The sequence below is a fragment of the Clostridium gallinarum genome, assembly GCF_014836325.1.
In the GTDB taxonomy this organism is placed as follows: Bacteria; Bacillota; Clostridia; order Clostridiales; family Clostridiaceae; genus Clostridium; species Clostridium gallinarum.
This window is the reverse complement of record NZ_JACSQZ010000025.1, coordinates 33368-45004: the sequence shown is the minus strand read 5'-3', so window position 1 is coordinate 45004 and position 11637 is coordinate 33368. Positions and strand designations below refer to the sequence as shown.

At 27.9% G+C, this 11637-nt stretch carries 10 protein-coding genes; all 10 read right to left on the bottom strand.

The window, feature by feature from the left end; genetic code table 11:
• On the bottom strand, nt 1-173 hold a 173-nt coding region (locus H9660_RS08435; RefSeq protein ID WP_191749938.1), incomplete at its 3' end, for an ATP-binding cassette domain-containing protein.
• A gap of 76 nt (nt 174-249) precedes the next feature.
• On the bottom strand, nt 250-1344 hold the full coding sequence (locus H9660_RS08430) for a BMP family lipoprotein (RefSeq protein ID WP_191749937.1): 1095 nt from the start codon (nt 1342-1344) through the stop codon (nt 250-252).
• A gap of 384 nt (nt 1345-1728) precedes the next feature.
• The gene (locus H9660_RS08425; protein ID WP_191749936.1) at nt 1729-3330 is read right to left on the bottom strand and encodes a CTP synthase; all 1602 of its coding nucleotides are present in this window, start codon (nt 3328-3330) and stop codon (nt 1729-1731) included.
• Nucleotides 3331-3509: 179 nt separating this feature from the next.
• Nucleotides 3510-3812, bottom strand: coding sequence for a hypothetical protein (locus tag H9660_RS08420; RefSeq protein WP_191749935.1), 303 nt, complete (start codon nt 3810-3812; stop codon nt 3510-3512).
• A gap of 132 nt (nt 3813-3944) precedes the next feature.
• Nucleotides 3945-4361 carry a YwiB family protein gene (locus tag H9660_RS08415; protein ID WP_191749934.1) on the bottom strand — a complete coding sequence of 139 codons (417 nt, stop codon included), beginning with the start codon at nt 4359-4361 and terminating at the stop codon, nt 3945-3947.
• 108 nt (nt 4362-4469) lie between these two features.
• Complete coding sequence (spoIIR, locus tag H9660_RS08410) at nt 4470-5096, bottom strand: stage II sporulation protein R (RefSeq protein WP_191749933.1); 627 nt, start codon at nt 5094-5096, stop codon at nt 4470-4472.
• A 58-nt stretch (nt 5097-5154) separates the two neighbouring features.
• Nucleotides 5155-5997 (bottom strand): 4-(cytidine 5'-diphospho)-2-C-methyl-D-erythritol kinase, encoded by an 843-nt coding sequence (ispE, locus tag H9660_RS08405; protein WP_191749932.1) that lies wholly within the window; start codon nt 5995-5997, stop codon nt 5155-5157.
• Nucleotides 5998-6107: 110 nt separating this feature from the next.
• Nucleotides 6108-8732 carry a cyanophycin synthetase gene (cphA, locus tag H9660_RS08400; RefSeq protein ID WP_191749931.1) on the bottom strand — a complete coding sequence of 875 codons (2625 nt, stop codon included), beginning with the start codon at nt 8730-8732 and terminating at the stop codon, nt 6108-6110.
• The gene (locus H9660_RS08395; protein WP_191749930.1) at nt 8713-9549 is read right to left on the bottom strand and encodes a cyanophycinase; all 837 of its coding nucleotides are present in this window, start codon (nt 9547-9549) and stop codon (nt 8713-8715) included. Before H9660_RS08395 ends, cphA begins: the two co-directional genes overlap by 20 nt.
• 204 nt (nt 9550-9753) lie before the next feature.
• On the bottom strand, nt 9754-11337 hold the full coding sequence (locus H9660_RS08390) for a DUF3794 and LysM peptidoglycan-binding domain-containing protein (RefSeq protein ID WP_191749929.1): 1584 nt from the start codon (nt 11335-11337) through the stop codon (nt 9754-9756).
• Between the last annotated feature and the right edge of the window lie 300 nt (nt 11338-11637).

Genomic DNA, 11637 nt, shown 5'->3' with positions numbered 1-11637 from the left:
CCATCTGGACTATACATTCCAAATAGCATTCCCATTAATGTAGATTTACCTGCTCCATTTTCTCCTAAAAGAGCATGGATTTCTCCTCTTTTAAGTTGTAAAGTAACATTATCATTTGCTATAATACCAGGAAATTCTTTTCGAATATTAAGCATCTCTACTACATAATCCATATAATTCACCACTTCCTTTTATACTAATAAGGAAATTTAAAGGATAACCCCTTAAATTTCCTTAAATCATCATTTATTAAGGTTCAATTAAATTGTCTGCTTTATCTGAAACAATAATTTTTCCTTCTTTAATTTGGTCTAAAACTTCATTAACTTTATCTTGTGTTTCCTTTGAAAGATTTGGATTTTCAGCTGGAATACCTACTCCACCACTCTTTGCATCAAAGACTAAAGTTTGTCCGCCCTTAAAGTTTCCATCAAGTTCACTCTTAATCATATCAAATGCTGCTGCCTCTACCTTTTTAACTGCTGAAGTTAAAATAATTGATTTATTGTTAGCTTCATCATAAACACCATCTTGATATTGATCAACGTCAACTCCTATTATCCAAGCTTCTTTACCATTTGTAGCTCTATCTTTAGCTTCTTTTATAGAACCAACTCCAACTCCACCAGCTGCAGTAAATATAGCTTTAACTCCATTATCGAACATAGTAGCTGCTATTTGTTGTCCTGCTGCTACATTATCAAAAGTTCCTTGGTAAACAACATTTTCTTTTTTTATGTTCATATTAGTTCCTAAATTTTCATTGGCATACTTAACTCCTTGTTGGAATCCCCAATTAAATTTTTGAACTGCAGGTAACTTCATACCACCAATAAATCCTAATTCACCTTCTTTAAGTTCAAGAGCTGCTGCAACTCCTACTGCAAACCCAGCTTCTTGCTCTGCGAAATATATAGCAATAGTATTATCACCAACTTTTTCTACTCTTTCTTCTCCATCCTTACCATTGTTAGGTGAGCCATCTATAATAACAAATTTTGCTTCTGGATATTTATCTTGTGCTTGGAATAAAGCAGTTTCAAATTTAAATCCAGGAGTTACTATAAACTTATAACCAGCATCATAAAGGTTTCCTATTTCCTTCATATAATCTGCCTCTGTATTTCCTGACGGCTTTAAATAACTACTGTCAATTCCAAGTTCTTCCTCAGCCTTTAAAATCCCTTCCCAAGTTCCTTGATTAAATGACTTATCATCAATAGTTCCAGCATCAGTAACCATACCTACCTTAAGGCTCTTTTTTGCTGTTTCACTATTTCCACAGCCTACCAAGCCTGTTATCATAAGAGCTGAAAGTGTTAGTGCTATTAACTTTTTTTTCATTAAAAATCCCTCCATAAAAATAATATATAGCAATACTCGTTAAACAAAGTACTACATAAAATTAATAATTTCTTCTTACACTTTATATTATATATCTATTTTACTTACTTATACTAGAGTTAAATCTACTTCTCATATCTTTTAATAACTTTCTCAATAAATGCTCGATATTATTGAAAATTTTTTAAATTATTTATATAAAATTTATTTATTTGATGTTAATTTCAAAACCTTTTCTTATTTTTCTCATTTAACTTTCGTTTTAAAACAAACTTTACCCCATGATTTTGCATTTAATGTGCGTGTTTTTTCTTTTGTATTTTTATATTTTTACTATAAATATAAAATTAAGGAGCTGAATTTTCCAGCCCCTTAGTTTTGTTATTATTTTTGTTTTAATGCAGCATTTACCAATCCTACGAAAAGAGGATGAGGTCTATTTGGTCTAGATTTTAATTCCGGATGGAATTGAACAGAAACATACCATGGGTGATCTTTTATTTCAACAATTTCCACTAAACGTCCATCTGGACTAGTACCTGTAATACTCATACCATTTTCTATTACAGCTTTTCTATACTCATTATTAAACTCATATCTATGTCTATGTCTTTCATAAATTAAATTTTCTTTATATACATCGTACGCTTTACTCTCTTCATCTAATTTACACGGATAAAGCCCCAATCTCATTGTTCCACCTAAATCTTCAATATCCTTTTGATCTGGCATTATATCTATAACAGGATACTCTGTATTTGAATCTATTTCCGCACTATTAGCACCTTTATAACCTAGTACATTTCTTGCAAATTCAATTACTGAACACTGCATACCAAGACATATACCAAGGAAAGGCTTCTTGTTAACTCTTGCGTATCTTATCGCTTCTATTTTACCTTCTATCCCTCTATCACCAAAACCACCTGGAACTAATATCCCATGACAATCTCCTAATAATTCCTCACTATTTTTTTCATTAACTTCTTCCGCATTAATCCACTTTATTTCTACATTAGAATCATTAGCTAATCCTCCATGATTTAATGCTTCAACTATAGATATATAAGCATCATGTAATTCTACATATTTTCCTACTAATGCAATTTTTACATTTTCTTTTAAATTTTTAACTTTTTTAACCATATCAATCCATTGACTATTATCTATATCTCTACATCCTAGTTCTAATTTTTCACAAACTAATCTGTCTAAGCCTTCTTTATGTAACATTAATGGAACTTCATATAAATGTTCAGCATCTAAGTTTTGTATAACACACTTTGCTTCTAAATTACAGAATAATCCTATCTTAGCTTTTAAGTCATCAGTTAATTCCTTTTGTGATCTACATACAATTATATCTGGTTGAATACCAATACTTCTTAATTCCTTAACAGAATGTTGAGTAGGTTTGGTTTTTAACTCTCCAGCCTTTCCAAGATAAGGTACTAAAGTAACATGAATGAAACAAACATTTTCTCTTCCAACTTCATACTTTATTTGTCTTATAGCTTCTAAAAAAGGTTGGGATTCTATATCTCCTACAGTTCCTCCTATTTCAGTTATAACTACATCTACTTCTTTTTCTTTAGAAACTCTATATACTCTTTCTTTAATAGCATTAGTTATATGAGGAATTACTTGAACTGTTCCACCTAAGTATTCGCCTCTTCTTTCCTTGGATATAACAGACCAATAAATTCTACCTGTAGTTACATTGTTGTTTTGACTTAAATTTTCATCAATAAATCTTTCATAATGACCTAAATCTAAATCTGTTTCCGCTCCATCATCAGTAACAAAAACTTCTCCATGTTGATATGGACTCATAGTACCTGGATCAACATTTAAATATGGATCAAATTTTTGTATAGATACTTTTAATCCTCTATTTTTTAATAAACGACCTAATGACGCTGCTGTTATTCCTTTTCCTAATGAAGATACAACTCCTCCAGTAACAAATACATACTTAGTTTTCATTCTCTTCCTCCAAAAAAATAAAATTTATTTATTTTCTTGACACTAATCCCCATATTTGATATAATCATAATTACCTCACTATTTATGATGGGTTTATAATGTCTAAATTCAATAAGTGATATGATATCATATATAAAACAAAAAATCTATATTTTTTTGTTTTATTTTTGTTTTTATTTTTATATTATCTTATTTAATCCTTCTTGTATTTCAAAATACCTTTCTCTAAATTCTTTATTCACAAGAAACTTCTCTTGAGCTTTATCCATATTGCTTTTATAACTTTTATCGCTTATTATTTCCAAAGCTTCCTTCGCCCTATCTTTTTGTAGACACTTATAATTTTTAAGTAATAAAAGAAATATATACCTATTTTCTCTTTTTCTTAACTCCTTTGACATCTCACTCATATCAACTTCTAAATAAGAAGCTAATACATTCATCACTATTGTAACTTTATCAAGACCATTACTATATCTCAAAAGAAATTCACCCCCTTATTTTTCTATATTATCCCCAGCTATCACTTAATTTATTCACAAAATTATAATCTTATTTTTAAAAATTATAATTAAATAAAAAATAAGTCGCCATAAAGACAACTTATCTTTTATTTAATTTATTTTAACTTTTACTGCTAATTTAGTTGTAATAGGTGGTTGTCCAGCTAATTCCATAGAATATTCAGCTGTAATGTCTCCTCCATTTTCATTTATATTAACATTCAAATCTTCAGTATGAATTTGTAGGTCTAAAACTCCATAAGGAGTATTATATAAAGATACAGAAGTTTCTCCTTTTTTAAAATCCATTTTAGCACTTATGTTTCCTTCTCTTTCAAGAACTAACTTATCATCTAGCATAGTTAGCGTTGTTGTAGTTCCACTCATTCCTGATAACTCTGTTTCTTCATATATAGCTTTAAATCCATTATCAGTCACTAAAAACTCACCTGGAGTTACAACTTCTATTACATCATCTTTATCTAAATCATTAAAACTTCTTAAAGATATAACTGCTTTTTTTCTCATATAGATTCTAGATAAACAATAAAATTTATCTAGGTCCCCCTTTCATTAAGCTCTTGCTTTTTTTTCCTTTATACATATCATATAGTTTAATTATTTATTCTAATTTAATCAAGCTTTATTTTTAAACAAAATTTCAAATATTTTAAACTTAAATTTTACTTTATTTTTATTAGAATCTTCATCTTTATTACTCTCTAAAGAATTTATTATCTTATTAGAATCTACAACTTCTTTAGTACCATCAACAAAACACAAAGGCGGAAACATAACACACCACCAATTTTCTCCCTTTGCCTCTCCTATAAGAATTCTATAAGCTTCATATTCTCCTTGAGGAAAAATTACATCTCCATATACTTTATCCGGAAAATTTTCTCTTGATAAAGCACTAGTAACATCGTATGAATATCCATTTTCTTTTACTACTTCTTTAGCTATTTCTTCTATTTTTGATTTATTATCTATAATAAATTCCCTAGATTCATCTATGCTTGTACAATCTTTCAAATTATATGAAACAAACTCAATTACTTTATCCCTAACCTTTAACTTTAAGTTTTGATCCTCTTCTGAATTGCTATTAGCTATAACATGAAATCTAATAATCTCATTAACTATATCCTCATATACTAATTCATCATTATAACTTACATTTTCTCTACCATTTAAATTTGTACAACTAATAAAACCTGTATTTATTAACATAACTATAATTACTAAAATAATCTTCTTCATATCAAAACCCCCTATAGAATTAATCTTTGCCACTTTTAAGGAGGTTTATACTTACTTTTTAAATTGTTCTTGTTATAAATACATCATTGTATCTAGTTTTCATTTTTTCAAAACACTTTTGAGCCTTTAACATATCATCAAAGAAAGCAAAAACAGTCGGGCCACTACCACTCATCATAGTCCCACTTGCTCCGTATCTTTTCATTTCTTCTTTTATATTAATTAAAATTTTATGCTTTCTCAATGTTACATTTTCCAATAAATTTTTCATATTATTTGAAACTAAATGTAAATCATTATCCTCAATAGCTTTAATTAACAAATCCGTATTCGGATGGCTTCTTACTTTATTTAAATCAAATTCTTGATATACGCTTTTAGTTGAAACTCCAAAAGGTGGTTTAACTAAAACCACAATTTTATCCTTAAAGCCACTTAATTCTGTTACATCTTCACCAATCCCCTTACATAAAGCAGTTCCACCCTTTATGCAATAAGGAACATCAGCACCAAGTTTCAACCCTAATTCCATAAGTTCTTCATCACTAGCATTAACATTAAAAAATTTATTCATAAGTTTTAATACAGCAGCTCCATCCGTACTCCCACCAGCTAATCCTGCACATACAGGAATATTCTTTTTAATATTTATAGAGACTCCACTATTTATATTGTATTTTTCCATAAATATTTTTGCTGCTCTATAAGCTAAATTTCTTTCATCTGTAGGTACATAAGGTTTATTACATTTAATTGAAATACCTTCTTTTTGCTTTTCTATATTAATTTCATCATATAAATCTATAGCCTGCATTATCATCTCTAATAGATGATATCCATCTTCTCTTTTACCTATTATATCTAAGGATATATTTATTTTAGCATAAGCCTTTATTCTCATACTTTTATTTCCTTTCAACTAAATAATTTTAAATAAACTTCAGAGTTTAACTCTGAAGTTTATTTTTATTATATATTTTTTTAATAATATAGTAAACTAGAAGACATTGTTTAATTTAACGCTTCATACCTATTATTTAATATTTTATTTTTATAACTAATATATTCTTCAATTATATCTGTTAAAGATTTCAAATCTTCAAAGAAAATAACTACAGTATCTCCTTTAGTAGCCATACTTAAAACTTTTATTAAAGCTTCTTTTTCATTTAAAATTACTTCATATTTTTTATTTTTATCTTCTTTAACTATTCCATTAACAATTAACCCTGCTATTTCCCCTGAATTTCTTCCTCTTAAATCTTTATCTTCTTTAACCATAATATAATCAAAATATCTTGCAGATATTGCACCAATTTCTTCTGCTGATTTATTCAATCGATCTCCTGGTATTCCAACTATTCCAAATAGTTTTTTACTTTTCATCTTTTTTACACATTCTAATACAGCATTGTACCCATCAGCATTATGACCATAATCTAATATAACATTCACTCCATTTACATCATAACAATTAAATCTTCCAGAATTCATTTTAGAATTCAATAAATAAGTTGTAATTCCATTTTTTATCATACAATAATCTATTTTCATTGCAACTAAAGCACTTGTTGCAGCCAAAATATTCTCTATATTAAACTTTAAAATTCCATTTATTGTTATAGGCACTTCATTAACATTACATAAATTATATTTTTTCTTCTCATTTATTATAACTATTTCATCATTTTCTAAATATACATAAACATCTTCTTCATTTATATTTTTTAATACTTCATTATTAGAATCTAATGTAAAATATACCTTTTTACTCTTTATTCTATTTAAAATAGTCTTACTCAAATTATCATCAGCATTTATTACAACATATCCATCACTTTTAACTGCTTCTCCAATTAATGATTTTACATAACAAAGATCTTCCATAGTATTTATTTCATCAATTCCAAGATGATCTTCTCTTATATTGGTGATTACAGCAACGTCAGCTAAATCATAAGCTAAACCTTTTTTAATAATGCCTCCTCTAGCAGTTTCTAAAACAGCAATATCTACTTCAGGGTTTAAAAGAATTGACTTTGCACTTTCAAAACCTGTATCATCTCCACTATCCATACACTCATCATTTATATAAATTCCACTGCTACTTGTCATCCCAACACAATATCCCATTTTAGAAAGAGTATGACTTATTAATCTGGTTGTAGTTGTTTTTCCATTAGTACCAGTAACTGAGATTACAGGAATATTATAAGGCTTATCGTTATACATCATATTTACAATTTCTTTTCCTATATTCCTTGGTTTTCCTTTACTAGGATTTAAATGCATTCTCAAACCCGGAGCAGCGTTTACTTCCATTACAACACTATTATTATCTAGAGGTTTACTCAAACTATCAGAACATATATCTATCCCACATATATCTAATTTTAAAATCTTAGCTATTCTCTCACATAGTTTTATATTTTCAATACAAATTTCATCTGTATAGTCTATAGCTTCTCCACCAGTAGATAAATTTGCATTTCTTCTTAAATAAATTTTTTCATCCTTATTTAAAACTTCCATTAAAGTTTTTTCTTGTTCTGATAAACATTCTATTACATCTTCATCTATTTTTATTTTAGTTAAAGGCTTTTCATGATCTTCGCCTCTCATACTATTTTCATTTAATTTATTTATAAGTTCAAATACTGTATCTATCCCATTTCCTATTACAAATGGAGGTATTCTAAGAGATGCAGCAACAACTTTATAATTAACTACACAAACTCTAAAATCACTTCCACTATGATACTTTTCTATAATAATATCCTTAAATTTATCTTTAATCTTTCTATATGCATTTAACAATTCTTTTTCATTTTTTAAATTTAAAAAGACACCATTACCCTTATTCCCAAATTGAGGTTTAAGAACTACAGGGTATCCTATTTCTTCTGCTTCCTTTAACAAATTAATTATATTGTTAACTTTACTTCCTCTAGCTACAGGTATGTTTTGAGCACTTAATAACTCTTTGGTTAACATTTTATTACAAGCAATATCAACTGACACACAATTTGTATTTGGTCCTATAGAAGCTTCTATTATTTTTCCCTGCTTTCCATACCCTATTTGATAGTACTCACCATTACCCAACTTAATTATTGGAAGCCCTATTTCTTCAGCATAATCACAAATCGATTTAGTACTCGGCCCAAGAATTTCATTACTTAAAATTTCTTTTAAAAATTCTACTCTTTCTTCATAATTAATTGGCACTTTATTAATTAAAGCATTGATAATATCTATAGCCAAATTAGCTATTTCCAAGGCTGTATTTTCATAAATGTATTGAAAAACTATATAATAGTGGTCATCTTTTATTTCTCTAGACTTTCCATAATGAACATCTATACCTAACTTATTTTGAATAGCTATAATTATATGCTCACAAATATGAGCTAAATACGTGCCTTCTTTAAGCCTTTTTATAAATCCTTCATCCTCATCAATCCCACATCTATGAGTTCTTAATTCCGGAATCATATTAACTAAATTAAAATTAAAATCCTCAATATCTTTACTAGGTGTTTCACAATACCCCTGTAAATCAACATCCATTCTAATACATTTCTTAAGGGAATAGATATTTTTTCCTTTAAAGACTCTAGTGTCTATTACTTTCATTTTTACTTTTATCCTCCTCAAAAGGTAACCTACTTAAGAGATTATATTTATCTCCTTCTTTTAATACATGTAATTTCACATTAAACATACTTAATACTTCATTATAATTTTGTTCTGAAACATTGCTATAAGTTATATTTCTAGCATCTAAAAAATAAACTGCTCCACTTCCTATAACTTGTGCATCTCCATTATCTCTTACTAATAGAGCTGTATCCTCATCAATACCAACCCCTAAAACTTCAGGATTTTGAGCTATTCCTGTTAATAGCCTCCCTATTCTTCCTCTTTGAGCAAAGTGTTGATCTATCATCACACCCTCTAAAAGTCCTAATCCTGGTGCCATCTTTAATGTAAATTTTCTTGGAGATTCTTCATCCTCTCCATTAACAATCATAGTATCACTCATAACAGATGCTCCTGCTGAAGTACCAACTATCATACATCCATTTTCACTAGCTCGTTTTAAAGCATCATAAATAGAAGTTCCACCAACTAAGCTAGTTATTCTTAATTGATCTCCACCTGTAAAAAATATAAGCTCTGCTTCCTCTATCAATCTAATATTATTTTCATTTAAAGAATCTTCTCTTTCTTCTACATTTAAACCTTTTATATTTTTAACTCCTAAATTTTCAAAAATCTTCTTATATTTCTTAAAAGCCTCTTTAGGATATTCAGTTGCAATTGTTGCAATCAGTATGATATCTTTATCCTTATTTATAGAATTACATACCTTTTTTAAAATTTCTTTATCGCCTTCTTTATCCTCAGCGCCACCTATAATAATTAAATCACCTTTTATTTTTTCTGCCATATTTTCACCTCTTATCATGCATTTCTTATTTTATCCACCTAAAGTCAATATTATTCACAATAACACTTCAAAACTTAATGATGAAAAGTATAAATAGTTAATAACAAGACACAACTCTTTATACTTTCATATAAATAAAAAAAGACCATAATGTATTCTTAAGATTACATTACAGTCTTTTTAAATTTAAATTATATTATAATTTTAAAATATTGCTCTTCCTGGAATAATTAGCTTAGTTCCAGAGATTATTTCTCCATTTTCTTCTAAGTCATTTAATCTTTCTAATTCAGTAATAGTTGTGTTATATTTTTTAGCTAAATCCCAAAGAGTCTCTCCATCTCCAACTACATATATTATTACAGATGCTTTTTTTTCTTTTATTTCATCAGACCCTTCAGAAATTCCTATTATATAATCTTTAGTAATGTTATGATAGGTTTTAATACAAAGCCCTATAGTAGCTTTAACAGATACTGCATTACCTTCTACTCCAGCATCTATATTTTCTAAGTAAGGTTTAATAACAACATTCATATCCCTTTTTAATCCTTTAACGTCAATATTAGAATTAAAAGGAATCTCCCCTACTAAAACTCCATAATTAAAATCTTCTCCTGATATTTTATATACTATATAAGACTTAACTACACCTTCTATTTTTACTCTGTCATCTTCCACTATCTTATCTTTTATAATAGGCTGTCCAGATACTATTATTACATCCTCTACCCTATCTTCTTTATTATTAATTTCTAATATTCCCTTTGCCGTAACTTCTGAATTAAATATAGAATGGATTAAAGTAAGTTCCTTATTTCCTTTATCTAATTCAAAATTCATTGTTGGCGAGTAAGCATCTTTTAATATTTCAACTTGTTCATTTGAATAAACTTTAATATTACCCTTCACAAGGAATTCAACATTTATAACTCTATTTTCACCAACATCATCTAAATTTACAGTATATTGTTCATCTACAATTGCTAATTCTAATGTACTTATCATTTCCCCATTTATTCCTGTTAACTCTTCTTCTTTAGATAAATATATATCATCTTCTATATATTCAAACTCTTTATTATCTTTCCCTCTATAAAGTACAGATATCTTACAATAGCAGCCTACATAAACTTTTCCTTCAACTGCTTTAATTTCCTTTTTATGCAGATTCATCTCGCACTTTAATATCTCATCTATTTCAGGTTTATCCATTGTAACTTTCAACATGGACTTACCCATTAAATCCATATCTTTTTCGCCTTTAATTCCATTTAAAGTTTCAATTTCCTTTTTTGTTTGAACATCTTCTTTTCCTTCAATATCCTTAACATATTCAAACTCACCATTTTTATAAAGTTCCCATTTTAAAGTTAATATTCCATCAATACTAACTTTTCTTTCATTCATCCAGTTAGCTTCAATATGTTCTAATTCACACTCAACATTACATACAGTATTATGTTCATCGTTATTAAGATCCAAGTAATTCGAAAACTTATCATTAAAAATAACGGAATGTATTTTATTTGTTGGTGAATCATCAGTAATTTCTTCTTTAGATACATAAAAAATTATATAATCTAAGTTCCCTTCTACCATAACCTTATCTCCAACTATTTCTTGGTTAGTTATAGTAGCTTTTGCATCTACTCCTAATACTTCTTTCATATCAGGATACTGTGAATCTCTTAATAAATGCTCACCTTTTACAGCTTGATTTTTTAAACCTTCTCGTAGTAATTGCTCATAGCGGACACTTTCTTTTATTACATCTATTTGTGACATATAATCCCTCCCATACGATACCTATTAATAAATATATTGCTGACTATATATATTTATTCAATAATTATCCATTTGCTTCAAAAATATTTTTTTCAAATTTCTACATTTTTATTACTCTTTTTTACATGAAAGTACTATTTATCTAATTATATGTCGAATTTTACGATAAATATTATATATTTTCTTTTTACTTCTAATTTTTTTTAAAAAATATGTTGACACCAGTTTAAATATGTCGTATTATAAATATGGTTATTGACCATATAACCTCTCATAAATTCTCAATACCCTTTTATACCA

Coding starts and splice junctions, on each gene's coding strand:
- H9660_RS08430 (WP_191749937.1), bottom strand. CDS start 1,344: ATGAAAAAAAAGTTAATAGCACTAACACTTTCAGCTCTTATGATAACA.
- H9660_RS08425 (WP_191749936.1), bottom strand. CDS start 3,330: ATGAAAACTAAGTATGTATTTGTTACTGGAGGAGTTGTATCTTCATTA.
- H9660_RS08415 (WP_191749934.1), bottom strand. CDS start 4,361: ATGAGAAAAAAAGCAGTTATATCTTTAAGAAGTTTTAATGATTTAGAT.
- spoIIR (WP_191749933.1), bottom strand. CDS start 5,096: ATGAAGAAGATTATTTTAGTAATTATAGTTATGTTAATAAATACAGGT.
- ispE (WP_191749932.1), bottom strand. CDS start 5,997: ATGAGAATAAAGGCTTATGCTAAAATAAATATATCCTTAGATATAATA.
- cphA (WP_191749931.1), bottom strand. CDS start 8,732: ATGAAAGTAATAGACACTAGAGTCTTTAAAGGAAAAAATATCTATTCC.
- H9660_RS08395 (WP_191749930.1), bottom strand. CDS start 9,549: ATGGCAGAAAAAATAAAAGGTGATTTAATTATTATAGGTGGCGCTGAG.
- H9660_RS08390 (WP_191749929.1), bottom strand. CDS start 11,337: ATGTCACAAATAGATGTAATAAAAGAAAGTGTCCGCTATGAGCAATTA.